This window comes from Streptomyces sp. NPDC046859, from assembly GCF_040645135.1.
GTDB lineage: Bacteria > Actinomycetota > Actinomycetes > Streptomycetales > Streptomycetaceae > Streptomyces.
Map to the genome: position 1 here is coordinate 416,880 of NZ_JBEYXR010000001.1, position 24,899 is coordinate 441,778.

Consider the following 24,899-nt stretch of genomic DNA (forward strand, 5'->3'; position numbering starts at 1 on the left):
GCAAAACCGCCCCGCGAGCCCTGGCGGCCTGCTCAACTTTGTCTCACGGACACATTCCGCCGACCGCCCGGTCGGTCACTGCGTGAAGGAGGCCGTCGTGAGACGAGTGCGCCCTGGGACGGCGCCCCGCAGTGCCGGTGGGGGCCCGTCCCGCGCGGCCGGTGAGGAACGCGCCCTGACGAGCGTCGCGGCCGGCGACCGGTTCGATCAGCCCGAGGACCTGCCCCGCCTGTGGCACGTCACCCTCAGCGTCTCCGGCAAGGAGGCGCCGCTGAAGGACGTCCGCCGCTCGCTCGAACAGCTGGCCCACGACCACCCCTTTCTGCTGACCAGCCGGTACGCGAACGACCACGCGGAGATCCGCTACTGGGAGGAGGCCCGCGACCTGCACGACGCGGCCGCCGTCGCGCTGCGCCTGTGGGGCGAGCACCGCCAGAGCGCGGGCCTGCCGCCGTGGGAGATCGTCGGCCTCGAGGTCATCGACCGGGAGACCTACCACCAGCGCCTCGCGGAGGGGTACGGACCGCTTCCGGCCACACCGGTGGGCGTCCACCCCTTCTGACCGTCACCCGGGCCGGGGACGCGCCCCGCGGGCCCCGTCTCGCGGTGCGGAACACGCACGGGAACCGCGCGGCGGGCGCACTACCCTTCTTCTATGACCTCGCTCTCCCCGTACGACGCCATGACCCCGGTCACCCAGGCCGCCTACCGCGCCAAGGCCGCCGCGGCCGATCTGGCCCCCCTGCCGCGGGCCGAGAAGGACGACGCGCTGCTGGCCATCGCGGACGCCCTGGAGGTCCGCACCAGCGAAATCGTCGAGGCGAACGCCAAGGACATCGCCAGGGCCCGCGAGGCCGGCACCAGTGAGGCGATCGTCGACCGGCTCACCCTCACCCCCGAGCGGGTCCGGGCCATCGCCTCCGACGTGCGGGACGTCGTCGCGCTGCCCGACCCGGTCGGCGAGGTCGTCCGCGGCTCGACCCTGCCCAACGGCATCGACCTGCGCCAGGTCCGCGTCCCGCTGGGCGTCGTCGGGATCATCTACGAGGCCCGCCCCAACGTCACCGTGGACGCCGCCGCCCTCTGCCTGAAGTCCGGCAACGCCGTGCTGCTGCGCGGCTCGGCCTCCGCGTACGAGTCGAACTCCGCGCTGGTCCGGGTGATCCGTGACGCCGTCGGCGGCGCCGGGCTGCCCGCCGACGCCGTGCAACTGGTGCCGGGCGAGAGCCGGGAGAGCGTGCGCGAGCTGATGCGGGCCCGCGGCCTGGTCGACGTGCTGATCCCGCGCGGCGGCGCCTCGCTGATCCAGACGGTCGTCACCGAGTCCACCGTCCCGGTGATCGAGACCGGCACCGGCAACTGCCACGTCTACGTCGACGCCCACGCCGACCTCGACATGGCCATCGACATCCTGATCAACTCCAAGGCCCAGCGCGTCAGCGTCTGCAACGCCGCCGAGACCCTCCTCGTCCACCAGGACATCGCGCCGGAGTTCCTGCCGAGCGCCCTGGACGCCCTCGCGGAGGCCGGCGTGACCGTGCACGCCGACGACAGGGTCATGGCGTACGCCAAGGACTCCAAGGCCACCGTCGTCGAGGCGACCGCCGAGGACTGGGAGACCGAGTACCTCTCGTACGACATCGCCGCCGCGGTCGTGGACTCGCTGGAGCGGGCGGTCGAGCACATCCGCCTGTGGACCTCCGGCCACACCGAGGCCATCGTCACCACCTCGCAGCAGGCCGCCCGCCGCTTCACCCAACTGGTCGACTCCACCACGGTCGCGGTGAACGCCTCCACCCGGTTCACGGACGGCGGTCAGTTCGGCTTCGGCGCGGAGATCGGCATCTCCACCCAGAAGCTGCACGCGCGCGGCCCGATGGGACTGCCCGAGCTGACCAGCACGAAGTACATCGTCACAGGCGACGGGCACATCCGGCGCTGACCCGGCGTCCCCTCCGGCCCGGCCGTCAGGCGCCCGCGAGGTCCTCGGGGGCGCCCGGCGCACGGCCGGGGCATATGCGTCCGACACGCGCCCCGCGCACGCGTCCGTGCCACGGGAAAGGCGTCTCAGCAGGCGGATGAATTTCCATACCGTCTGCCCAAAATGACCCCCCAGGTCTACTCTGGATCCGTGCCGGAGGACGTGGGGGGCACGCCGTTCCCGGACGGCTGGGAGCCCGACGACGACCACGACCGCGGGGTGTCGGACGAAGAGTTCGCCTCCGTGGTCTTCGACGAGGCCTTCGTACGTGCGGCCGTGGTGCACGAGCCGACCGCCGTCGAGCGCCTCCTGGCCGCCGCGCAGGCGAGAGCCGAGGCCTCCGAGGCGGAGGCCCGCCGGGCCGTCGGCCGCGGCGACCGGTTCGACGAGGCCTACGGCGAGCTCACCGGCTTCGGCCACGACCCGGACTTCGACGACCTGTACGACCGCGACCTCCCCGAGGACGGCTACGGCGGCTCCGGGGCGTTCGGCAAGCAGGTCCGCTGGCATCGCCCGGTCGCCTGGGTCCTCGCCGTCGTGATGGGCGTCGGCATGGTCGCGCTGGCCTTCGCCGCCGTCTACCGGGGCGCCTCCTCCAGCAGTGGCGACCAGGCGCCGGTCCCGGCCACCACCGGACTGGAGCAGGACGGCGGACCGGTGCCCTCGGCCTCCGCCGACTACTCCCGGCCGGCCGTCTCGGCGATCCCGCGCACCCCCTAGAGCCTTTCGTTTGGATCGTCCCGGCGTCGCGGGGCCTGGCACGCGCATCCGCGGCGTTGTCGTCGCTCGCCGACGCTCCGCGTCGACTCCCTCCTCCGCCTTGCAGCCGCACTCACCGGACCCCGCTCGGGCACGTCACCATGTCCCGTCGGCCACAGCCGGGCTGATCCAGACGAAAGGCCCTAGGCCGACCGGCCGAATCCGGTGAGAACCCGTCAGAAGTTGGCCTGTGGGCGGGCGTTTACCCGGGCCCCGCGAGACCTAACCTGAAGATATGGGAGGGTCAGGAGACCCACCGGAGGGGACACCCGAAGGCGGCCCCGGAGGTGGCGAGGACGAGTACCGGTCCGTCGTCTTCGACGAATCGTTCGTGCGGGCTGCCCGCCTCCAGGAGTTCTCCGCCCAGGAGCGCATCACCGACCACGCTCCCGCCGTCCGCCGCCTCCCGCCGCTGCGCAAGAGACTCTCCCGGCAGGCCCTGATCCTCGTCCTGCTGATGGCCCTCGCCTTCGGCACCGCGATCTACATGGGCGTCCGGCACCCCTACCAGACCCCCGACGGCTCGGGGCCGCCCGCCGAGCCGCTGCGGATGACCGTCATCCCGCTCACGCCCCGCGGCGAGGTGCCCGGAGCGGGCGACACCGACCTGCTGTACGCGCGCAGCCCCGCCGCGCAGTTCCGCATCGGCGCCGAGGGCATCCCGCTGCCCGCCGCCCGGCGCACCGCGCACTTCTCGGACAGCCAGGTCACGGGTGCGCTGTCGATCGCCAAGGACTACATCGTGCGGTCCGCCCTCTACCCCGAGGTGCTGACCGGCGACCAGACCCGCCCGGTGCGGGTGCTCCTCGACTCCGACCAGCTGGACCAGTTCGACCGGAGCTTCACCCATCCGGCCCCGGACGGACGGCACGCGCCGACCGGATGGCTGGTGCGCTTCGACGCCTCCCAGGCGGAACTCGCCGACCGCAGGATCCGGGTGCAGGGCACCCTCCAGGCGGCCGAGACCGACGCCACCACGCTGGAGGTCACCGCCGACCACACCTTCGTCTACGCCCTGCGCCCCGTGCGCGAGGCCACCGGCGGACGGAAGGCCGACGCCTCGCTGTTCACCCTGCGGCGCGAGCTGCAGTTCCGGTTCGACCGCGAGGACCTGCGGCTGCACCAGGCTCAGCTCGTCGTCTCCTACGTCCAGGCCGGACCGCTGTCCTGCGCCGAGGACTCCGTGAACCGGCTCCACCCGCTGCTGGCCGGCCAGACCGCCAAGGAGGGCGGACCGGCCGGGACCGACCCCTACGCCACCGGCGGGGCGACGGCCCTGTGCGGCTCGCTGGCGCCGGGGTCCCAGCCGAAGGTGTGAGCCGCCCGCCTCAGGCCGTGCCGCCCGCGGCGTCGTCCCCGTCCCCGCGCGCGGGCCCGTCCTTCGGCGGCGCCGAGCCCGTGAAGCCGCCGAAGCCCCTGCGCACCCGGCCGCCCAGGTCGCCCGCGCCGCCGGCGATGTCCGAGACCAGCTTCATCAGCGGGTCCTTGGACGACTTCACATGGTCGGCGTAGTGGGACGCCGACTCACGGAAGGAGTCGGTCACCGAGGTGTCCTTGTCCTCGGAGCGGCGCGGGTAGTGGCCGTCCATGATCCGCTGGAAGTCGCGGGACTCGGCCCACCGCTTCAGCTCGGCCGCGCGGACCGTCGTGAAGGGGTGCGAGCGGGGCAGCACGTTCAGGATCTTCAGGACCGAGTCGCGCAGGTCGCCGCCCGCCTCGTACTCCTCGGCCTGCTTCAAAAAGGCGTCCACGTTCATCTCGTGCAGATGGTGGCCGCCCGCGAGCTTCATCAGCCCGCGCATCGACGCCTGGAGGTCCTGGCCGACGAGCAGGCCCGCCCGGTCCGCGGACAGCTCCGACTTGCGGAACCACTCCCGCAGGCCCGTCACGATCGCTATGATCGCCAGGTTGCCCAGCGGGATCCAGGCGACCCGGACCGCGAGGCTGGTCAGGAACAGCAGGATCGTGCGGTACACCGAGTGACCGGAGAGCGCGTGACCCGCCTCGTGGCCCACGACGGCCCGCATCTCCTCCTCGTCGAGCAGCTCCAGCAGCCCTGTCGTCACGACGATGACCGGCTCGTCCAGGCCGATGCACATCGCGTTGGGGACCGGGTCCTGGCTGACGTACATCGGGGGGACCTTCTCCAGGTCCAGGATGTAGCAGGCGTCCCGCAGCATGTCGTTCAGGTGCGCGAACTGCTCGTCGGAGACCCGGACCGAGTCCGACAGGAACAGCAGTCGCAGGCTGCGCTCGGGCAGCAGGCCGCTGAGCGCCTTGAACACCGTGTCGAAGCCGGTGAGCTTGCGCAGGGCCACCAGGGCGGAGCGGTCCGCGGGGTGCTCGTACGCCCGCGAGGAGATCCCCGGGAAACGGGTGCGCCGCCTGCTCGGCACCTGCTCGTGCCCGCTGTGCTCGTGGCCGTCGGACATGTCTTTCCCCCATGTGCGTGTGAGTGGCCCTTTGCGGACCCTTGTGCGGCCCTTTGCGTCCCCGAGGATGGGCCCAGCCTAGGCGGAGTTACCGTGGACGGGCACTACAGCGAAGGAGTTCGGCGTCATGGAGCACACCACCGCGGCCGCGTGGTTCACCGAGGCCGCACACGCGGCCGAGCAGCCGGGGTCGGGCAATCTGCTGCGGATCGTGCTGATCGTCATGGTCGTGGGCTGTGTGCTGACCGCGTGGCTCCTGCTGCGGGGCTACAGGCAGAAGGACGACTGAGCCGCGGCGAAGGTTCCCCGGGGCGGGCCGGAGCGCCACCGACGGTGGAGTCGGCGTGATCGCCGTCGTGGCGGCCGCATACGATGAGCCGACGTCTTTATCCCGCCCACACCGATAGGTCACGCCGAAGATGAGCTTCCACAGCGCAGCTGCCCAGTTGGTCACTCTCGCCGCCGAGGGCGAGGAGCACGGCGGCAACCACAACAGCATCAGCCCGCTGCTCACCGGCGGCGGCGCCTTCGTCATCCTCCTCGTGCTGCTGTGGGTCACGACCCGCTTCAACCGCGACCGCTGATCCCGGGCGGCCTCCAGGCTCCGCCCGCGCGACCGCCGGCCGGAGCTCTCAGGCGGGGCCGGTAGGGTCTGCACGCATGGGAGAGCAGGACATGCCTACCGGCCCCGGCAACGGACCGACGAACCCCGGCAAGCGCCGTCTCGGCGTCATGGGCGGGACGTTCGACCCGATCCACCACGGCCACCTCGTCGCGGCCAGCGAGGTCGCCGCGCGGTTCCACCTGGACGAGGTCGTGTTCGTGCCGACCGGCCAGCCGTGGCAGAAGAGCCACCGGCACGTCTCCTCTGCCGAGGACCGCTATCTGATGACGGTCATCGCCACGGCGGAGAACCCGCAGTTCTCCGTCAGCCGCATCGACATCGACCGGGGCGGCCCCACCTACACCGTGGACACGCTGCGCGACCTGCGCGCGCTGAACCCCGACACGGACCTCTTCTTCATCACCGGTGCCGACGCCCTCGGCCAGATCCTGACCTGGCGCGACTCCGAGGAGCTGTTCTCCCTCGCGCACTTCGTCGGGGTCACCCGCCCCGGCCACCAGCTCGACGACGCCGGCCTGCCGAAGGGCGGCGTCTCCCTGGTCGAGGTCCCCGCGCTGGCCATCTCGTCCACCGATTGCCGGGCGAGAGTCGCGAAGAAGGATCCCATCTGGTATCTGGTGCCGGACGGTGTCGTGCGCTACATCGACAAGCGCGAGCTGTACCGCGGCGAGTGAGGCGAGTGAGCCGAGAGGGGCTACGGTGAACGACCGATACGACGCGGGCTACGGGGACGTCCCGTACGAACTGGTCGGCTACGACGAGTACGGCCGGCCGGTGTACCGGCAGGTCCCGGCGCAGCAGCAGCCCCAGCAGCACTACGACCCCTACGCTCAGCAAGGCTACGGACACGACCCGTACGCGACCGGCGCCCAGCAGCAGCCCCCGCCGTACGACGCCTACGGCGACACCGGCCCGCAGGCGCCCGCGCCCTCCTACGACCCGTACGGCACCGGCACGCAGGCGCCGTACGACCCCTACGGGCAGACCGCCGCCGGTGGCCGGCAGCCCCGGGTCGCCGAGCAGACCGCCTACATCCCGCAGCAGGCAGGCCCGGCCGAGGAGCGGGACACCGACACCGGGGAGCGGGCCGACCGGGACTACCGCACCGAGCAGTTCGCCTTCGTCGAGGAGCCCGACCAGGACTCCGAGGACGTCATCGACTGGCTGAAGTTCACCGAGAACCGCACCGAGCGGCGCGAGGAGGCCCGGCGACGGGCACGCGCGCGCGTGATCGCCCTCGTCGTCGTCCTCGCCCTCGTCGCGGCCGGCGGCGTCGGCTACCTCTGGTACGCGGGGAAGCTCCCCGGGCTCGGCTCGTCGGACGGCAGGACGGACACCGCGACGCCGGCCGGCGCGCAGAAGCGCGACGTGATCGTCGTCCATCTGCACAACACCGCCAAGGGCGGCACCTCCACGGCCCTGCTGGTCGACAACGCCACCACGCAGCAGGGCACCACCGTCCTGCTGCCGAACTCCCTCGCCCTCAGCTCCGACGACGGCGGCACGACCACCCTGGCCAAGTCCGTCGACGACGACGGCTCCTCCGGCACCCGCGACGCCATCGACACCGTCCTCGGCACCGAGATCCAGGGCACCTGGCGGCTGGACACCCCCTATCTGCAGAACCTCGTCGACCTGATCGGGAACATCGAGGTCGACACCGACGTGAACGTGCCCGACCCCTCCGCCAAGTCCAAGGGCGCGGCGCCCCTCGTCCGCAAGGGCAAGGCGCAGACCCTCAGCGGCAAGACGGCCGTCGCCTACGCCACCTACCAAGGCGCCGGCGAGGCCCAGAACGCCCAGCTGCAGCGGTTCGGGCAGGTCGTCCAGGCCGTGCTGCGCAAGCTGACCTCGGACACCGGCGGCGCCACCACCACCGTGCGGACCCTCGGCATGATCATCGAGCCGCCGCTGACCGAGAAGGACCTCGGCGCGTTCCTCGCCCGGCTCGCCGACCTGGCCAAGGGCGGCGACTACAAGACGGCCCTGCTGCCCGTGCAGGACGACGGCACGCTCAGCGAGGAGGCCAGCGCGAGCGTCGTGAAGGACGTCCTGGGCGGCACCGCGAAGAGCCCCGACAAGGACGCCGCCGTCCGCGTGTCCGTCCGCAACGCCAGCGGCCTCGAGGACAACTCCGCCAAGGCGCGCGTCGTGCTGCTCAACGGCGGCTTCACCTTCCTGGAGGGGGGCACCGCGTCCGCCGCGGCGACCAGCCAGGTCCGCTACGCCGACGCGGCCGACAAGGCCGACGCCACCGAGGTCGCCAAGACCCTGGGCCTGCCCGCGGGCGCGGTCCGCAAGGGCGAGGTGTCCGCGAACGCGGACGTGACGGTGGTCCTCGGCCAGGACTACGACCCGTCCTCCTGAGCACCCGGCACCCCACGTGCGCCGGTCATCACGTGGGGTGCTGTCACCGGTCCGTGAGACCCTTGAAGACAAGTGCCCATCGACCGAAAGCCTTGTAGTGACCGCTACCGACCGTTCCACCGAGCTCGTCCGCACCGCCGCGCAGGCCGCCGCCGACAAGCTCGCGCACGACATCATCGCCTACGACGTGAGCGACGTACTGTCGATCACCGATGCCTTCCTGCTCGCCTCCGCGCCCAACGACCGCCAGGTCAAGTCGATCGTCGACGAGATCGAGGAGCGGCTGAACAAGGAGCTCGGCGCCAAGCCGGTGCGCCGCGAGGGCGACCGCGAGGCCCGCTGGGTGCTGCTGGACTACGTCGACATCGTCGTCCACGTCCAGCACAGCGAGGAGCGCGTCTTCTACGCTCTGGAGCGGCTGTGGAAGGACTGCCCCGAGCTCGACCTGCCCGAGGACGCCAAGGCCACCCGCGGCAAGGCCGCCGAGCACGCCAAGCTCCAGGCCGCGGAGGAGGCCGCCGAGCTGGACGGTGAGTGGCGGTGAGCGCCACCGGTGAGGGGACCGCCGGCCGCCCCGGCCGGGGCCGACGGCTCATCCTGTGGCGGCACGGCCAGACCTCGTGGAACGTGGAGCGCCGCTTCCAGGGCACCACGGACGTCGACCTGACCGAGGTGGGCGTCTCCCAGGCCCGCCGCGCCGCCCGGCTGCTCGCCGGTCTCAAGCCCGACGCGATCATCTCCTCCGACCTCCGGCGCGCCGCCCGCACCGCCGCCGAGTTGGCGGCACTCACCGGCCTGGAGGTGACCCACGACGAGGCCCTTCGGGAGACCTACGCGGGTGTCTGGCAGGGCATGACGCACGAGGAGATCATCGCCCGGTACGGCGAGGAGTACGCCGCGTGGAAGCGCGGCGAGCCGGTCCGCCGCGGAGGCGGCGAGCTGGAGACCGAGGTCGCGGACCGTGCCGCCCCGGTGGTGCTGCGGCACGCCGAGAAGCTCCCTCCGGACGGCACGCTCGTCGTGGTCAGCCACGGCGGCACCCTGCGGACCACCATCGGCCGCCTCCTGGGTCTGGAGCCCCGGCACTGGGAGAGCCTGGGCGGCCTGTCCAACTGCTGCTGGTCCGTCCTCGGCGAGGGCGCCCGCGGCTGGCGCCTGCTGGAGCACAACGCCGGCACCCTGCCGGAGCCGGTGCTCGGCGACGACGACTGACGCCGACGGTCCCGGCCGGGGCGGCCCGGGACCCGGATTTCACTTTCCGGCAGGTCGCAGGCTAAAGTTCTTCTTGTTCGCCCCGCCGAGCGGGAAGAACAGCGACAAGGGGCTATAGCTCAGTTGGTAGAGCGCCTGCATGGCATGCAGGAGGTCAGGAGTTCAATTCTCCTTAGCTCCACAGCGAGACAACAAGATCCCGCCGATCGATCCGATCGGCGGGATCTTTTGGTATCCGGCACGGGTGCCCTGACCAACGTCCTCCGGCACGGGGGCGGTTCGCACGGGACACCACCCGCGCGAACTGTTCCCCTCCGGCTTGAGTGACTTGGGCCCCGCAGGCGTATACCTCTCAGGAGGCGTCCAGGCGCGGTGGACGCGCGGTCCCGGACGCCGACGGGCCCGCCGTGTCCGGACTGGTACTGAGGCGTCGCTGACCGTATTGGCCCGGCCGTGGCAGAATCAAACGGCCGGAAGGGGGCGCGTCCCGACGGGAGGGAGCAGTGATGCCTGCGAGCATCCTCGAAGAGGTCGGTCACCTCTTCGAGACGGCATTGGCACGGGACACGATCACCCGCCTCAGCTGCCCTTCCTGCGGTTCCGTCCATGTCGCCCAGCTTCTCGGTGACAACGGCGGGATCTCCTACGTGTGCACGGCCTGCGGCCACAGCTGGAGCTGATCGATGGGTGCACACAGGCGAAAGTGCGACTGGTGCGGCAGCGGAACGCCGATCGTCCGTGACATGGAACCGGTGAACCCCGACTACCAGTACTGGTGCGAGGAATGCGCGCGGGCGCTGATCATAAAAGGCGACCCCATCGAGACCTACCGGGAACTCGAGGGCGAGCCGATCTACGGGCGGCTGCTCGAGGAGCACTGCACGCTCAAGCGCTTCTATTCCTTCGTCACGGCGTGACGCTCCTACGGGTCCCCCAACTGTCATGAAATCCGACATTGGTGGACATAGTGGACGCGGGGGCAATGGATTTGGTGCTGCACCCCCTCGACCGGTAATGTTGGCGTCGCCGCCAGGGAGACCGGGCGGACCAGGCAAGGGGCTATAGCTCAGTTGGTAGAGCGCCTGCATGGCATGCAGGAGGTCAGGAGTTCAATTCTCCTTAGCTCCACAGTGAGATCCCCCGGGTCGATGAGACCCGGGGGATCTTTTTCATGTGCGCGCCGCGCGGGTGCCGCCGCGCCGGGGACGCCCGAAGGGGCCGCCCGGATCGGACGGCCCCTCCCCGCGCGTCTACGGCGCCTCAGCGGCCCAGCGCCCGCCGGCCCCTGCCCTCGCGGCTCTGGGACAGCACCGGCAGGTTGGAGCGGGACGCGTCCTGCGCCCGCGTGTCCTCCTCGATGCGCAGGGCGAGCGCCGGGCAACGCCGTACCGCCCGCAGGGCCTTGGCCTCCGCGTAGCGCGGCACCATGGCCTGGGCGACGGTCGGGAAGCCGTCGGCGCCGAGCTGGAAGACCTCCGGGAGGATGTCCGCGCACAGGCCGTGGCCCCGGCACAGCGTCCAGTCGACGAAGATCTTCTGCCGGCTGGGGCCGTTCTCCTCGGCCTCGCCGCCACCCCGGACGCCCGTCGGGGCCATGCCGCCCTCGAACAGCGGCAGAACGCCCTCCACGGGCCGCCCGCAGCCGTTGCCGAGGACATGGGCGGCGAGGTCGTCCGTGAACGCCTTGATGGTCGACTCGAGGAACATCGCCGAACCGTCCGGGTGCGAACAGGCACCGCGCCGCTTCACGTTCGTGGCGACCTGCTTCAGCGCCTCCAGGGCGGCCGGGCCGCCGCCGTTGATGATGTCCTCCATGCCGCGCGCCGCGGCCGGCAGACCGAGGTAGCAGGGCCCGCACTGGCCGGCGCTCTCCTCGGCCAGCCACCGCGCCACCCGCAGCGACTCGCCCAGCGGGCAGGTCTCCTGACTGATCGGCAGGATCGCGCCGGCGCCCAGCGAACCGCCCACCGCGTCCAGCGAGTTGCGGGAGACGATCGCCTCGTTCACCGTCGCCGCGTCGATCCACTTGCCGTGGTAGCCGCCGGTCAGCACGCCCTGCGGGACCGGCGGGGCCCCGGCGAGCTGGAGCACGTAGCGCAGCGGCACGCCCGTGGGGACCTCGATGACCATGGGGCGCGCCACCGCGCCGGAGACCGTGAGCATCACGGTGCCCGGTTCGTCGTACAGGCCGGTGTTGCCGTAGCGCTCGGGGCCGATGCGGGCGGCGATGGCCAGCTGGGCGAACGTCTCGGCGTTCGACAGCAGGGTCGGTGCGCCGCCCACGCCGTTCTGCGAGGCGCTGACCTTGCGGCCGGGCGGGATCGCCGGGCCGCCGTCGATGGAGCGGATCAGGGACGCGGCGGCGCCGGTCACCATGCGCACGGGGTTGCGCTGCACGAACGCGCGCAGCGCCGAGCGGCGGCTGTTGCTCAGGCCCCGCTCGGCGAGCGCGGCCTCCATGGACCGCTGCGTGGACTCCCGGGTGACCCCCACCACGAGCGTGCGGGCCCCCAGGGCCTCGGCGACCAGCAGCGCGCCGTCCAGGATGAGGTGCGGGGCACGGTTGATCATCACCGTGTCCTTGCGGCAGGCCGGTTCGTCCTCACTGCCGTTGACGACGACGACCGGCCGCACCCCACGCTTGATCGCGGACTCGGCGACCGAGCGCAGCTTCTTGTGGAAGGGGAAGCCCGCGCCGCCGCGGCCCTTGAGGTTGATGTTCTCGGCGAGCTTCGCGAGCTGCTCGCCGCCCATCGGTTCCAGTGGCCCGTGCACCTTGAGGTGCATGGGCAGGTCGAGCCGTTCCACAAGGTCGAAGCCCGACGTGAGCTGGGGAAGACCGACCACGCGGACTTCGGGGACGTCGGGCAGGGCCTCGTTCACTTAAAGCCTCCGGAAGGCGTGTTCCAAGGTTCGCCCGGACCCGGTGCGTCGAAGTCGTAGGGGGCACCGGGCATCGTTTGGGTGGCGGGACCGCTGTCGTTGTACGTGTCGTTCTGGTTGTACGTACCGAAGACGGCGTTTGTCTCGGAGGTGTCGTACACATCACTCGACCCGTAGCCCGAGGCGGCCCCTCCGTAGGCCGGGGCGCCCGCAGTGCCGTAGGCGGGGATGTTGTTGAGGCCGGTGTCGTTGAGCGGGTCGTAGGCCGAGGGGGGTGCCTCGCCGACCGGCGGCGGGGAGGGGATCGGCCAGCTGCCCGTGCCGCCGTCGGCGCGCGGGACGGCCTGCGTGGGCTGGGTGTCGAACGACAGGTCCATCCGGGCCGTCCGGTCGGCCGCGTACGGCTCCTGCCGGCCGCCGGGACGCGGGGAGACGGCACGGTAGGCGGCGGCGAAGCCTCCCGTCGTCTCGGCGGCCGACGGGGCCTGCGCCGGCATGCCGGGCAGGGGGCCGCCGCGGTCGTCGCGCGAGGAGCGCCTCGCGGCGCGCGGACCGTCGAAGCCCGGTGCCGCCGATCCGGCAGCCGCCCGCGCGCGGCTCTCCTCCAAGCCTTCGCGGACGCCCGGCTCGTTTCCGATGATCTGGGCGATCCGGTCGGCGACACGGCGCTTGACCGGGCGCGGCGCGGCCCGCAGGGCGAGGGCGGCGGCGACGCCGATCACGCACAGCTCGTAGCAGACCATGAAGAAGGGCTTGGCCGGGCGCCCGGCGAACAGGCCGTGGATCAGGGCCGCGCACCACGCCGGGTAGGCCAGCATGTGCATTGCGCGCCAGCGTGCGGCGATCGGCGCGGGGGAGGCGAACTGGTTGCGCAGGGCGCCGGTGACGCCGACGAAGATCATGAGCAGCGCGGCCAGCGAGCCGAGGCCGATCAGGAAGGCGCTGCCCGGGATCTCGTCGCCGCCGAAGAACAGCAGGCTGAACGGGATGACCGCGGCCATGAGGCCGGCATGGTCCAGAGCCAGCTTGACGCCGATGTGCACCAGCAGGAACGCGATCGAGGCCACGGCGGTGACCCGGTGGACGCCCTGGGCGATGATCCGCTGACGGGTGTCGAGGATCATCCGGTCCTGGGCGACCAGGCCCCAGATCACCGAGCAGGTGAGACACACGAGCGACAGGACGCCGGCACCGAAGTTGAGGAAGTCCTGGAGCGGGGCGCCGCCGAGCAGGACGAGCAGGGGTATGAGCAGCAGAACGGCGGCCGTCGCCACCCCGTAGGCCGACCGGCCCGGCTGGGGGAGCGAACTGTTACTACGACGAGGGTTCATGGGGGCAACTCCGAGCGGTTCGGGAAGGCGGTCCCGGTGCCGCACTCTAAGTGGCTCCATACCGGGGGGTACGGCGTTTGAGTTATTGCGTTGTTATCTACGGGCCGTGAGGGGCGTCCGATGTCCCTTAGCGTGTGTTACGCCGGGTAACGTTTGAACATTGTTCAGCTTTTCCAGGTCTTCACAACTGTCAGGTACGCAACCGAGGGCTCGGATGTTCACGCGCGCGCCCGCCGGAAGCCCGTCGCTCCCCGCTCCTGCGCTGCGGTACCCTGGCGCCATGCGTGCCGTACGCCTTCTGCTTAGCGAGCCGCGCTGATCACTCCCGACCACCGGGCGATTCGGATGGTCGGCATCGGCGCGGCGTCCCCTCCTGTGCGAGGGGATTTTTCGTTTTTCGACAATCGCAGCCGCGGGCAGAGACGATCGATGGAGCTTTGAGGATCATGAGCGAGACGAACCCCGCTGCCGCCGCCGAGGTGGCCGCGCCGCACCGCTACACGGCCGCCCTGGCGGCCGAGATCGAGGCACGCTGGCAGGACTTCTGGGACGCCGAGGGCACGTACGCGGCTCCCAACCCCACGGGCGACCTGGCGGGCGACCCCGAGCTGGCCGCCAAGCCCAAGAAGTACATCATGGACATGTTCCCCTACCCGTCCGGGGCCGGCCTGCACGTCGGCCACCCGCTGGGGTACATCGCCACCGACGTCTTCGCCCGCTTCCAGCGCATGACCGGGCACAACGTCCTGCACACCCTGGGCTTCGACGCCTTCGGCCTGCCCGCCGAGCAGTACGCGGTGCAGACGGGCACGCACCCGCGCGTCTCCACCGAGGCCAACATCAAGAACATGCAGAGCCAGCTGCGCCGGCTGGGCCTGGGCCATGACAAGCGCCGGTCGTTCGCCACGATCGACCCGGACTACTACAAGTGGACCCAGTGGATCTTCCTGCAGATCTTCAACTCCTGGTACGACGACGAGGCCGGGAAGGCCCGGCCGATCTCCGAGCTGGTCGCCCGGTTCGAGTCGGGTGAGCGGGCCGTACCCGGCCACGCGCGCGCGTGGAGCGAGCTGAGCGCCGCCGAGCGCGCCGACGTCCTGGGCGAGTACCGGCTGGCCTACGCCTCCGAGGCGCCGGTCAACTGGTGCCCCGGGCTGGGCACCGTGCTGGCCAACGAGGAGGTCACCGCCGAGGGCCGCTCCGAGCGCGGCAACTTCCCCGTCTTCAAGGCCAAGCTGCGGCAGTGGAACATGCGCATCACCGCCTACGCCGACCGGCTGCTGGACGACCTGGAGGAGCTGGACTGGCCCGAGGCCATCAAGCTGCAGCAGCGCAACTGGATCGGCCGCTCCGAGGGCGCCCGCGTCGACTTCCCGATCGACGGCGAGAACATCACCGTCTTCACCACACGCCCCGACACCCTGTTCGGCGCCACCTACATGGTGCTGGCGCCCGAGCACCCGCTGGTCGAGAAGTTCACCCCGGACGCCTGGCCCGAGGGCACCCACGAGGTGTGGACCGGCGGCCACGCCACGCCCGCCGAGGCCGTCGCCGCCTACCGCGCGCAGGCCGCCTCCAAGTCCGACGTCGAGCGCCAGGCCGAGGCCAAGGACAAGACCGGCGTCTTCACCGGCTCGTACGCGACCAACCCGGTCAACGGCGAGAAGGTCCCCGTCTTCATCGCCGACTACGTCCTGATGGGCTACGGAACCGGCGCGATCATGGCCGTCCCGGCCCACGACTCGCGCGACTTCGCGTTCGCGCGCGCCTTCGAACTGCCCATCGTCTGCGTGGTCGAGCCCACCGACGGCCGCGGCACCGACCCGTCGGCGTGGGACGACGCCTTCGTCTCCTACGACGCGAAGATCGTCAACTCCTCCGGCGACCACGTCTCCCTGGACGGCCTGGGCGTCGTCGAGGCCAAGGCGCGCATCACCGAGTGGCTGGAGGCCGAGGGCCGCGGCGAGGGCACCGTCAACTTCCGGCTGCGCGACTGGCTGTTCAGCCGCCAGCGCTACTGGGGCGAGCCCTTCCCGATCGTCTACGACGAGGAGGGCGTCGCCCACGCGCTGCCCGAGTCGATGCTGCCTCTGGAGCTGCCCGAGGTCGAGGACTACAGCCCGCGCACCTTCGACCCGGACGACGCCGACACCCAGCCCGAGACGCCGCTGTCCCGCAACGAGGACTGGGTCGACGTCACCCTGGACCTGGGCGACGGCCCCAAGCGCTACCGGCGCGAGACCAACACCATGCCCAACTGGGCCGGCTCCTGCTGGTACGAGCTGCGCTACCTGGACCCGCACAACGACGAGCGGCTGGTCGACCCCGAGATCGAGCGGTACTGGATGGGCCCGCGCCCGGGCATGCCGCACGGCGGTGTCGACCTGTACGTCGGCGGCGCCGAGCACGCCGTGCTGCACCTGCTGTACGCCCGCTTCTGGTCCAAGGTCCTGCACGACCTGGGGCACGTCTCCTCCGCGGAGCCGTTCCACAAGCTGTACAACCAGGGCATGATCCAGGCCTACGTCTACCGGGACGCGCGCGGGATCGCCGTACCGGCGGCCGAGGTCGAGGAGCGCGACGGCGCCTACTGGTACCAGGGCGAGAAGGTCACCCGGCTGCTGGGCAAGATGGGCAAGTCCCTGAAGAACGCCGTCACTCCGGACGAGATCTGCGCCGAGTACGGCGCCGACACCCTGCGCCTGTACGAGATGGCCATGGGCCCGCTGGACGTGTCCCGGCCGTGGGACACGCGCGCGGTGGTCGGCCAGTTCCGGCTGCTGCAGCGCCTGTGGCGCAACGTCGTCGACGAGACCACCGGCGAGGTGACCGTCGTCGACACCGAGCCCGGCGAGGAGACGCTGCGCGCCCTGCACAAGGCGATCGACGGCGTGCGCGGCGACCTGGAGAACATGCGGTTCAACACCGCCATCGCCAAGGTCACCGAGCTGAACAACCACCTGACGAAGGCGGGGGGCCCCGTCTCCCGCTCCGTCGCCGAGGCCCTGGTGCTGATGGTCGCGCCGCTGGCCCCGCACATCGCCGAGGAGCTGTGGCGCAAGCTGGGCCACGAGGACTCGGTCGTCCACCACGACTTCCCGGTCGCCGACCCGGCGTACCTGGTGGACGACACCGTCACCTGCGTCGTCCAGATCAAGGGCAAGGTCAAGGCCCGCCTGGAGGTCGCGCCGTCGATCTCCGACGAGGACCTGGAGAAGGCCGCGCTGGCCGACGAGAAGGTCGTCGCCGCGCTGGGCGGGGCCGGCATCCGCAAGGTCATCGTGCGGGCGCCGAAGCTGGTGAACATCGTCCCGGCGTAGGCACCGCCGCGACGGTCGGGGTGATCCCCTACGGGCAGGTTCGGGGTTCCGCCGGAACTCCGGACCTGCCCGTAGCGTTTACCGTGGAGAAGCGGCGTGGCGCACGTCGCGGCAGGTAGGAGGAGGAGCCCGTGGAAGCAGTGTTCGCAGTCGTCGCCCTGCTCTTCGTGCTCTTCGTCGCGCTCGGCGTGTTCGCCACCGTCAAGGTCGTGGGCGCCGCCAAGCGCAGCGCCGACCGGCACATCACCCAGGCCCGCCGCACCGTCGAGGACCACACCCTCAAGGCCAAGGCGCTCGGACGCCCCGGCCCCGCCGGTGAGGTCGCCCGGCTCCGCCTCTCCCTGCGCACCTCCATGCGGGCCACGCAGGAGGCGCTGGAGGCCCTCGCCGCCGAGGACGGGTCCGTCAAGGAGTCCCTCGCCCTCTTCCAGCGGCTCAGCGCCCACGGCCACGAACTGGACGGCGAGCTGCGCCGCCTGGAGTCCGAACCGGACCGCACCACGCTCGCCGCCCGGCTGCCCGACCTGCGCGAACGCACCGAGCGCATCACGCACTCCGCCGACTCGCTGCGCTGGGCGGCCCGCGACCGCGCCCACCGCTTCGCCGACGACGACCTGGACTCCCTCAGCGCCCAGATCGACATGGAGGCCGGCGCCCTGCGGCACTGGCAGACCGAGGCGTCCGAGCCCTCGGCGACGGACTCCTCGGAGCGCCCCGCGCCGCCCCCGTGGCCGGAGGCCCCCGCCACGGACTCCGCAGCGGCGCCCGAGCAGACCTGGCCGGACAGTCCCCGGACCCGGCAGGCCGAGGAGCCGACGAGGCCCGCCATCACGCCGCCCGCACCCCGCCCGACGTATCCGTGGCAGAAGAAGCCCCGCCCGGAGAGCACGACTTGAGCCCGCGGCACGATCCGTTCCGGTCACGACGGCCCCGGCTGAGCGGGGTCGGGCTGCCGCCCGGGCACTACGCCAGGTAACCTCCAGCTCATGTCCCGCCATGTCGCGATCGTCACCGATTCAACGGCCTACCTGCCGCCCCGGACGATGCAGCGCCACGGCATCACCGCGGTCCCCCTGACCGTGGTCCTCGGCGACCAGGCGCTCCTCGAGGGCACCGAGATCTCGACCCGTTCCCTCGCCCAGGCGTTGCAGAAGCGACGCCCCGTCACCACCTCGCGCCCCAGCCCCCAGGTCTTCGCCGAGCACTACCGCAAGGTCGCCGAGTCCGGCGCCACGGGCATCGTGTCCCTGCACCTGTCCGCCGAACTCTCCGGCACCTACGACGCCGCGGTGCTCGCGGCGCGCGAGGCGCCGGTGCCCGTACGGGTGGTGGACACCGGGATGGTCGCCATGGCCCTCGGGTTCAGTGCGCTCGCGGCCGCCGAGACGGCGGAGGCCGGGGGCACCGTGGACGAGGCCGTCGCCGCCGCCGAGAAACGCGCCGGGGGCACGGCCGCCTACTTCTACGTCGACACCCTCGAATACCTGCGCCGCGGCGGCCGGATCGGCGCGGCACAGGCGCTGCTGGGCTCCGCGCTCGCGGTGAAGCCCCTGCTCCAGCTGGACGCGGGACGCATCGACCTCCTGGAGAAGGTGCGGACGGCGTCCAAGGCGATCGCCCGGCTGGAGGAGATCGCCGCCGAGCGGGCGGGCGGCGCCCAGGTCGACATCGCGGTGCACCATCTCGCGGCCCACGAACGGGCGTCGGCGCTCGCGGACCGGCTGCGCACCCGGGTACCGGGGCTGGCCGACCTGCACGTCAGCGAGGTCGGCGCGGTGATCGGGGCGCACACCGGGCCGGGTCTGCTGGGGGTCGTGGTCTCGCCCCGGTGACCGGTTCGCCGATCACCCGTACGGATGGCGTGGTTGTCCACAATCAGCGTTCCGTCCACGGAAATTGAGCAAGATCATCGCGAACGCGACGGGTGCCGGAAGCTCGTGGCATGGCACTTCGATCACGTACTTCGACGGGTACATCTCCGGGTGCCCGCGCCACGGGGGTCACCAGCGGCCCCGGACGCGGGCCCACCTCCGACGGCCGCGTCCGTCATCGGCGCGGCGGACATGACGGCGCCCGGAGCAGGGCCGGGCAGCGCCGGGCTTCGGCCCGGGAACTGCGCCGCCGGGCCGAGCTGATCTTCGCCGAACGGGGCGGGGATCGGCCGGAGTCGGGGACGGGGCCGCCGGGGGCGGTGGGCGCGGTGGCGTCCGACGTCGGCGGCGGGTCGCGTCGTGGTCCCGAGCCCGATCTCGACCTGGGGCCTGATCGCGCTCCCGAGCCCGATCTCGAGCTCGGGCCTGATCGCGCCCCCGGTTCCGGGGGCCCGGTCGCTCGAGGGCTGCGGGGGAGGCTGGGGCCGGCGCTGTGGGAGCGGATGCCGGTGTGGGTGCAGGCCCGGTGCGGCCTGGAGCGGCGCAGTGTGATCGCGCTCGTCGCCGTGCTCGCCCTCGCCGGAGCCCTGGCCGTGCAGCACTTCTGGGCCGGCCGGGTGCAGCCCGTGCGGGCCCCCGAGGTGGTGAGCGCGGCGGCCTCCCACGGTGACCGAGCGCGGGGCGGGGCAGCCGAGTCCGACGCGATGGCGTCCGCGGGGCCGGGCACCGCGGGCTCGCCAGGCGCCGAGATCGTGGTCGACGTGAGCGGAAAGGTCCGTGAACCGGGTGTGCACCGGCTGCCCGCCGGCTCGCGCGTCGCCGACGCCCTGCGGGCGGCCGGCGGGGTGCGGCCCGGCACGGACACGGACGGGCTGAACCAGGCCCGCTTCCTGGTGGACGGTGAGCAGGTGATCGTCGGCGCTCCGCCGGGTGCCGCCGGACCCGCCCCGGCCGCGGGGACGGGCGGCGCCGCCGGTGCCGGGGGCGCGCCCACCGCACCGGTGTCGCTCAACACCGCCACGCTGGAGCAGCTCGACACGCTTCCGGGTGTGGGGCCGGTGCTGGCCCAGCACATCATCGACCACCGCACCCGGCACGGTGGCTTCCGCTCGGTGGACGAACTGCGCGACGTGAACGGCATCGGCGACCGCCGCTTCGCCGACCTGCGGAACCTCGTACGGCCATGAAGGCCATGAAGGGGGAGGGGTACGGCGGCGGGCCGGCCGGGGACGAGCGGCGCGCTCATCAGGACTCCCAGGACAGCGAGGCCCGGCGCGGCACCCGCGCCGCCGTGCACGCGGCGTCCGGCAGCCGGCTCGGGGCGTCCCATCCGCGGCAGGAAGGGCCGGCGGATCTGCGGCTGGTGCCGCCCGCCCTGGCCGCCTGGGCCACGTCGGCGGTGATGCTGGACGCCGCACCGGCGTGGGTGACCGGCACGGCGGTCGGATGCCTGGTCGCGGCGGGCGTCCTGCTGACCCTGCGGACGGGCCGGGCACACGGCCGGGTGACGGGCCGGTCCGGCCGGCCACGCGCCACGGCCGCCGCCGCCCTGCTCTGCGTCGCCGCGGCCGCCGTGTCCGCCGGGTTGCACGGAGCCGACCTGCGGCGCGGGCCGCTGCCGGGCCTTGCCGAGCGGTATGCCACGGTGATCGCCGAGGCGGAGATCACCTCCGACCCCCGGCTCTTCCGGCCTCCGGTGCGAGGACCGGCACCGGCGCCGACCGCCGTGCTGTTCGACGCGGACGTCCGGCGCGTGGAGACGCGGGACGGCACGACCGTGGTGACCCGGACACCGGTGCTGATGGTGGTCGACGTCGAGCGGCGGACCGCTTCCTCCGCCGGCCCGCCGCCAGGCACCGAGGAGGACCGCCCGTCCCCCTGGCTGGCTCTGCTGCCCTCCACACGGGTACGGGTGACGGCACGCGTCGTGCCGCCGTCCGGCAGCGGTGACGTCGCGGCCGGGCTGCGGGTGCGGGACCCCGCGGTGCCGGACGTGGTGGGGGAGCCGTCGGCGGCCCAGCGGCTGGCGGGGCGGTTGAGGGCGGGGCTGCGGGAGGCGACCGACGGGCTGCCCGCCGACGCCCGGGCGCTGCTGCCCGGGCTCGTCGTGGGGGACACCGCGCGGATCACCCCGGAGCTGGACGAGGCGTTCAAGGAGACCGACCTGGCGCACACGCTGGCGGTGTCGGGGAGCAACCTCACGATCATCCTCGTCCTGCTCGTCGGCCCACCCGGACTCGCCCAACGCGCCGAGCGCCGTGGGCTCGCACCCCGCCTCGGCATCCCGCTGCGGACGACCGCGCTGCTCGGCGGGGCGCTCACCCTCGGGTTCGTCGTCGTGTGCCGGCCCGACCCGAGTGTGCTGCGGGCCGCGGCCTGCGGGGCGGTGACCCTGCTCGCCCTGGCCACCGGGCGCCGCCGGTCGCTGATCCCGGCGCTCGCGACCGCCGTGCTGCTGCTGGTGCTGTACGACCCGTGGCTGTCCCGCAGTTACGGCTTCCTGCTCTCCGTCCTGGCCACCGGCGCCCTGCTCACCCTCGCGCCCCGCTGGAGCGCGGCGCTGGGCAGGCGCCGGGTCCCGCCGCGGCTCGCCGAGGCGCTGGCCGCCGCTGCCGCCGCGCAGGCGCTGTGCGCGCCGGTCGTGGTGGTGCTGTCGGCCCGGGTGAGCCTGGTGGCGGTGCCCTGCAACCTGCTCGCGGAGTTCGCCATCGCACCGGCCACCGTGCTGGGGTTCGCGGCGCTGGCCGTGGCGCCGTGGGCGATGCCCGTGGCGAAGGCGCTCGCCTGGTGCGCGGGGTGGCCCGCGGGATGGATCGCGGACGTCGCCCGGACCGGCGCCGCGCTGCCCGGTGCGGGAGTGGACTGGCCGGGCAGCTGGACCGGGGCGGCGCTGCTCGCCCTGGCCACGGTGGCCGTGCTGCTCGCGGGGCGCCGGCTGGTGCGGCATCCGTGGTGGTGCGGGGTGTTCGGGGCGCTGCTCGTGCTGGCCGTGGTGCAGCCGCCGCCGCTGACCCGGGTGGTCACGGGGTGGCCGCCGCCCGGGTGGCGGTTCGCGATGTGCGACGTCGGGCAGGGCGACGCGACGGTGCTCGCGGCGGGCGCGGAGACGGGCGTGGTCGTGGACGCGGGACCCGACCCGGTGCTGGCCGACCGGTGCCTGCGCACCCTCGGCATCACACGGATCCCCCTGGTCGTCCTGACGCACTTCCACGCGGACCACGTGGCGGGCCTGCCCGGCGTCCTGAGGGGCCGGCAGGTCGGGGCGATCGAGACGACGGGACACCAGGAACCGTCGGACCAGGCGGAGTTCGTACGACGGGAGGCGGCGGCGCGGGGCGTCCCGGTGACGCGGGCCACCGCAGGCGAGGAGCGCCGCACCGGCGGCCTGAACTGGCGCGTGGTGTGGCCGCCACCGGGTCCGGCGATGGTCCCGGAAGGGCCGAACGACGCGAGCGTCACCCTGTTCGTCCGGTCGGCGGGCCTGCGGCTGCTGCTGCTCGGAGACCTCGAACCCCCGGCGCAGCGCGCCTTGTTGAGATCGCCGGCCGGGGCCCTGCTGGGCGGGGTGGACGTGCTGAAGGTGGCGCACCACGGCTCCGCGTACCAGGATCCGGGGCTGCTGCGCCGGGTGGCGCCGCGGCTGGCGCTGATCTCGGCGGGCGCGGACAACCCGTACGGGCATCCCGCCCCCCGCACGGTCGCGGCGTTGCGGGCCCAGGGCGCGGTGGTGCTGAGCACGGACCGGGACGGGGCGCTGGCGGTCACCGGTGAGGGTGCGGATCTGGCCGTGGCGGGAGACTGAGGGCATGGATTTTGTGGAGATCGACGCCTACCTGAGCCGTCTGGGGGCCGAGCGTCCGGCCCGGCCCACCGCCGAGGCCCTGCGCGAGCTGCATCTGCGCCATCTGCGCACCGTGCCCTTCGAGAACCTGTCGATCCATCTCGGCGAGGAGATCGTCCTGGAGGAGAAGCGACTGCTGGACAAGGTGGTGGGCGCCGGCCGCGGCGGGTTCTGCTACGAACTCAACGGCGCGTTCGGGGCGTTGCTCGGCGCGCTCGGCTTCGAGGTCACGCTGCTCGCGGCGCGTGTGCACGGCAAGGAGGGAAAGCTCGGCATCCCCTACGACCACATGGCGCTGAAGGTGGGGACGGCGGACGGGGGCACCTGGCTGGCGGACGTGGGCTTCGGGGCGCACAGCCACCATCCGCTCGCGTTCGACGTCCGCGGCGAGCAGGGGGACCCGGCGGGGGTGTTCCGGATCACCGAGGCCGGGCCGGACGCGGCGGGGGTGCGCGGCGGGGACCCCACGGCAGGGGGAGAGGAGGCGGCCGACCTGGAGGTCGTCATGGACGGCAGGCCGGAGTACCGGCTGGAGCGGCGGCCGCGGGTGCTCGCGGACTTCGTGTCCGGCGCGTGGTGGCACAGCACCTCGCCCCATTCGCACTTCACGCAGTCGCTGGTGTGCTCGCGGGTCACGGAGGAGGGAGGGCGGATCACGCTCAGCGGCCGCGTGTTCAAGGAGACGGCGCCCGACGGGAGCCGTACGGAGCGGGAGCTGGGCACGGACGAGGAGGTGCTGGAGGTCTACCGGGAACGGTTCGGCATCGCACTGGACCGGGTGCCGGCGGTCCGGCGCCCCGGCGGGGGCGGGTGAGGCACCCCACGGCCGCAAGGCGGGGGCCCCGGCCTCCGGCGCTCCCCGGGTGCCGGAGAATCGGCCCGTGAGCGATGTGAGACATGTGCTGGTGCTGCCCGATCGGGACGCGGCCGAGGAGGCCGCCGAGGCGCTGCGGGAGCGGTTCGGTATCGAGGAGGAGCCGCACCTGGTGCGGGACGCCCTGGCCGGGGAGGACGACGCCGAGGACGCGCAGTGGCTGCTGGTGCTCCGCGACGAACGGGAGCGCCTCGACCCCGAGGAGCTCGACGCGTTCGCGGGGGAGTGGGAGGGCTGGCGGGAGGAGCCGTGACCGCCACCGGGGGGAGAGCGGCCCGGCCACCGTGCGGGGAGGGACCGTGACCGCCACCGATGCGCGGTCGCTGTGCGGGGAGGAGCCGGTCGCCCTGCGGGGAGGAGCCGGCCGTCGTTGTCGTACCCCCGTGCCATGCTGTACGCGATGGCCAGGAAGACTGCGAACGACGATCCCCTCGCCCCCGTGACCCTCGCCGTGGGTCAGGAGGAGCTGCTGCTCGACCGTGCCGTGCGGGAGGTGGTGGTCGCCGCGCGGGCCTCCGACGCCGACACGGACGTACGGGACCTCACCGCGGACCAGGTGCAGCCCGGCACGCTCGCGGAGCTGACCAGCCCGTCGCTGTTCGCGGAGCGCAAGGTCGTCGTCGTGTGGGACGCGCAGGACCTGTCGGCGGACACCATCAAGGACGTGACGTCCTATCTGGCGTCTCCCGCCGAGGAGATCACGCTGGTGCTGCTGCATGCCGGTGGGGTCAAGGGCAAGAAGCTGCTCGACGCCGCCCGCAAGGCGGGGGCGCGCGAGGTGGCCTGCCCGAAGATGACCAAGCCGGCGGACCGGCTGGCGTTCGTCCGGCAGGAGTTCCGCGCCACCGGCAGGTCCGCCACGCCTGAGGCCTGCCAGGCCCTGGTGGATGCCATCGGCAGCGACCTGCGGGAGCTGGCGTCGGCGGTGAACCAGCTGGTCGCGGATGTCGAGGGCACCATCGACGAGGCCGTGGTCGGGCGCTACTACACGGGGCGCGCCGAGGCGTCGAGCTTCACCGTCGCCGACCGGGCCGTGGAGGGCCGGGTGGCGGAGGCGCTGGAGGCGCTGCGCTGGTCGCTGTCGACCGGCGTCGCGCCCGTCATGATCACCAGTGCGCTCGCGCAGGGCGTGCGGGCCATCGGCAAGCTGTCGTCCGCCCGCGGTGGCCGGCCCGCCGATCTGGCCCGGGAGCTGGGCATGCCGCCCTGGAAGATCGACCGGGTGCGTCAGCAGATGCGGGGGTGGACGCCCGACGGCGTCGCGGTCGCGCTGCGGGCGGTCGCCGAGGCCGACGCCGGGGTGAAGGGCGGCGGGGACGATCCGGAGTACGCCCTGGAGAAGGCGGTCGTGACGATCGCCCGCGCCGCCCGCTCCCGAGGCCGCGGCTGACGCCCCACCCGAC

General features: G+C 72.8%; 23 protein-coding genes and 2 tRNA genes. 22 read left to right on the forward strand and 3 right to left on the reverse strand.

Annotation, left to right across the window (positions count from 1 at the left end; all coding sequences use genetic code 11):
* Nucleotides 1-106: 106 nt before the first annotated feature.
* From ABZ899_RS01870 to ABZ899_RS01885, 4 genes are all read left to right on the forward strand, one after another.
* Nucleotides 107-562 carry a hypothetical protein gene (locus tag ABZ899_RS01870; RefSeq protein ID WP_361339539.1) on the forward strand — a complete coding sequence of 152 codons (456 nt, stop codon included), beginning with the start codon at nt 107-109 and terminating at the stop codon, nt 560-562.
* Between the two features lie 93 nt (nt 563-655).
* Nucleotides 656-1,942, forward strand: a complete 1,287-nt coding sequence (locus ABZ899_RS01875) for a glutamate-5-semialdehyde dehydrogenase (RefSeq protein ID WP_361339291.1) — start codon at nt 656-658, stop codon at nt 1,940-1,942.
* Nucleotides 1,943-2,104: 162 nt separating this feature from the next.
* Complete coding sequence (locus ABZ899_RS01880) at nt 2,105-2,701, forward strand: hypothetical protein (RefSeq protein ID WP_361339294.1); 597 nt, start codon at nt 2,105-2,107, stop codon at nt 2,699-2,701.
* Nucleotides 2,702-2,975: 274 nt separating this feature from the next.
* A complete protein-coding gene (locus ABZ899_RS01885) occupies nt 2,976-4,058 on the forward strand; it encodes a hypothetical protein (RefSeq protein ID WP_361339297.1) in 1,083 nt (360 codons plus the stop codon).
* Nucleotides 4,059-4,068: 10 nt separating this feature from the next.
* Here the strand turns inward: ABZ899_RS01885 and ABZ899_RS01890 are convergent, their stop codons facing one another.
* Nucleotides 4,069-5,172: a M48 family metallopeptidase gene (locus tag ABZ899_RS01890; protein ID WP_361339300.1), complete on the reverse strand. Its 1,104-nt coding sequence runs from the start codon at nt 5,170-5,172 to the stop codon at nt 4,069-4,071.
* 127 nt (nt 5,173-5,299) lie between these two features.
* Between ABZ899_RS01890 and ABZ899_RS01895 the strand changes: the two genes are divergently transcribed.
* The 10 genes from ABZ899_RS01895 to ABZ899_RS01940 all read left to right on the forward strand — a co-directional run bounded on the left by ABZ899_RS01895 (nt 5,300) and on the right by ABZ899_RS01940 (nt 10,504).
* Nucleotides 5,300-5,461 (forward strand): hypothetical protein, encoded by a 162-nt coding sequence (locus tag ABZ899_RS01895; RefSeq protein WP_361339303.1) that lies wholly within the window; start codon nt 5,300-5,302, stop codon nt 5,459-5,461.
* A gap of 130 nt (nt 5,462-5,591) precedes the next feature.
* On the forward strand, nt 5,592-5,756 hold the full coding sequence (locus ABZ899_RS01900) for a hypothetical protein (protein WP_361339306.1): 165 nt from the start codon (nt 5,592-5,594) through the stop codon (nt 5,754-5,756).
* A gap of 76 nt (nt 5,757-5,832) precedes the next feature.
* A complete protein-coding gene (gene nadD, locus ABZ899_RS01905) occupies nt 5,833-6,471 on the forward strand; it encodes a nicotinate-nucleotide adenylyltransferase (protein WP_361339309.1) in 639 nt (212 codons plus the stop codon).
* Between the two features lie 25 nt (nt 6,472-6,496).
* Entirely contained in the window at nt 6,497-8,164 is a 1,668-nt protein-coding gene (locus tag ABZ899_RS01910) for an LCP family protein (protein WP_361339311.1), read from the forward strand.
* A gap of 97 nt (nt 8,165-8,261) precedes the next feature.
* Nucleotides 8,262-8,708 carry a ribosome silencing factor gene (rsfS, locus tag ABZ899_RS01915; RefSeq protein WP_062669963.1) on the forward strand — a complete coding sequence of 149 codons (447 nt, stop codon included), beginning with the start codon at nt 8,262-8,264 and terminating at the stop codon, nt 8,706-8,708.
* The gene (locus ABZ899_RS01920) at nt 8,699-9,376 is read left to right on the forward strand and encodes a histidine phosphatase family protein (protein WP_361339314.1); all 678 of its coding nucleotides are present in this window, start codon (nt 8,699-8,701) and stop codon (nt 9,374-9,376) included. The genes rsfS and ABZ899_RS01920 overlap by 10 nt, the downstream gene beginning before the upstream one ends.
* Before the next feature lie 108 nt (nt 9,377-9,484).
* A tRNA-Ala gene (locus tag ABZ899_RS01925) sits at nt 9,485-9,557 on the forward strand.
* Between the two features lie 325 nt (nt 9,558-9,882).
* Nucleotides 9,883-10,056, forward strand: coding sequence for a hypothetical protein (locus ABZ899_RS01930; protein WP_361339316.1), 174 nt, complete (start codon nt 9,883-9,885; stop codon nt 10,054-10,056).
* A gap of 3 nt (nt 10,057-10,059) precedes the next feature.
* Nucleotides 10,060-10,293 carry a hypothetical protein gene (locus ABZ899_RS01935; protein WP_003976229.1) on the forward strand — a complete coding sequence of 78 codons (234 nt, stop codon included), beginning with the start codon at nt 10,060-10,062 and terminating at the stop codon, nt 10,291-10,293.
* A gap of 138 nt (nt 10,294-10,431) precedes the next feature.
* Nucleotides 10,432-10,504, forward strand: a tRNA-Ala gene (locus ABZ899_RS01940).
* A 132-nt stretch (nt 10,505-10,636) separates the two neighbouring features.
* On the opposite strand, the gene ABZ899_RS01945 is transcribed toward ABZ899_RS01940, so the two are convergent.
* Entirely contained in the window at nt 10,637-12,259 is a 1,623-nt protein-coding gene (locus tag ABZ899_RS01945; RefSeq protein WP_361339318.1) for an NADH-ubiquinone oxidoreductase-F iron-sulfur binding region domain-containing protein, read from the reverse strand.
* Nucleotides 12,256-13,590, reverse strand: coding sequence for a cytochrome b/b6 domain-containing protein (locus ABZ899_RS01950; RefSeq protein ID WP_361339321.1), 1,335 nt, complete (start codon nt 13,588-13,590; stop codon nt 12,256-12,258). The genes ABZ899_RS01945 and ABZ899_RS01950 overlap by 4 nt, the downstream gene beginning before the upstream one ends.
* A 446-nt stretch (nt 13,591-14,036) precedes the next feature.
* Here ABZ899_RS01950 and leuS point away from each other — a divergent pair, with 446 nt between their 5' ends.
* From leuS to holA, 8 genes are all read left to right on the forward strand, one after another.
* On the forward strand, nt 14,037-16,910 hold the full coding sequence (gene leuS / locus ABZ899_RS01955; RefSeq protein ID WP_361339322.1) for a leucine--tRNA ligase: 2,874 nt from the start codon (nt 14,037-14,039) through the stop codon (nt 16,908-16,910).
* Between the two features lie 131 nt (nt 16,911-17,041).
* Nucleotides 17,042-17,806, forward strand: coding sequence for a hypothetical protein (locus tag ABZ899_RS01960; RefSeq protein ID WP_361339323.1), 765 nt, complete (start codon nt 17,042-17,044; stop codon nt 17,804-17,806).
* Nucleotides 17,807-17,896: 90 nt separating this feature from the next.
* Nucleotides 17,897-18,742, forward strand: coding sequence for a DegV family protein (locus tag ABZ899_RS01965; protein WP_361339326.1), 846 nt, complete (start codon nt 17,897-17,899; stop codon nt 18,740-18,742).
* Between the two features lie 110 nt (nt 18,743-18,852).
* Nucleotides 18,853-19,968 carry a ComEA family DNA-binding protein gene (locus ABZ899_RS01970; protein ID WP_361339328.1) on the forward strand — a complete coding sequence of 372 codons (1,116 nt, stop codon included), beginning with the start codon at nt 18,853-18,855 and terminating at the stop codon, nt 19,966-19,968.
* A 104-nt stretch (nt 19,969-20,072) separates the two neighbouring features.
* Entirely contained in the window at nt 20,073-22,583 is a 2,511-nt protein-coding gene (locus tag ABZ899_RS01975) for a ComEC/Rec2 family competence protein (protein WP_361339541.1), read from the forward strand.
* Between the two features lie 4 nt (nt 22,584-22,587).
* A complete protein-coding gene (locus ABZ899_RS01980) occupies nt 22,588-23,436 on the forward strand; it encodes an arylamine N-acetyltransferase (protein ID WP_361339331.1) in 849 nt (282 codons plus the stop codon).
* Between the two features lie 67 nt (nt 23,437-23,503).
* The gene (locus tag ABZ899_RS01985) at nt 23,504-23,749 is read left to right on the forward strand and encodes a hypothetical protein (RefSeq protein ID WP_062669464.1); all 246 of its coding nucleotides are present in this window, start codon (nt 23,504-23,506) and stop codon (nt 23,747-23,749) included.
* 147 nt (nt 23,750-23,896) lie between these two features.
* Nucleotides 23,897-24,886 carry a DNA polymerase III subunit delta gene (holA, locus tag ABZ899_RS01990; RefSeq protein ID WP_361339333.1) on the forward strand — a complete coding sequence of 330 codons (990 nt, stop codon included), beginning with the start codon at nt 23,897-23,899 and terminating at the stop codon, nt 24,884-24,886.
* The last annotated feature ends 13 nt before the right edge of the window (nt 24,887-24,899 follow it).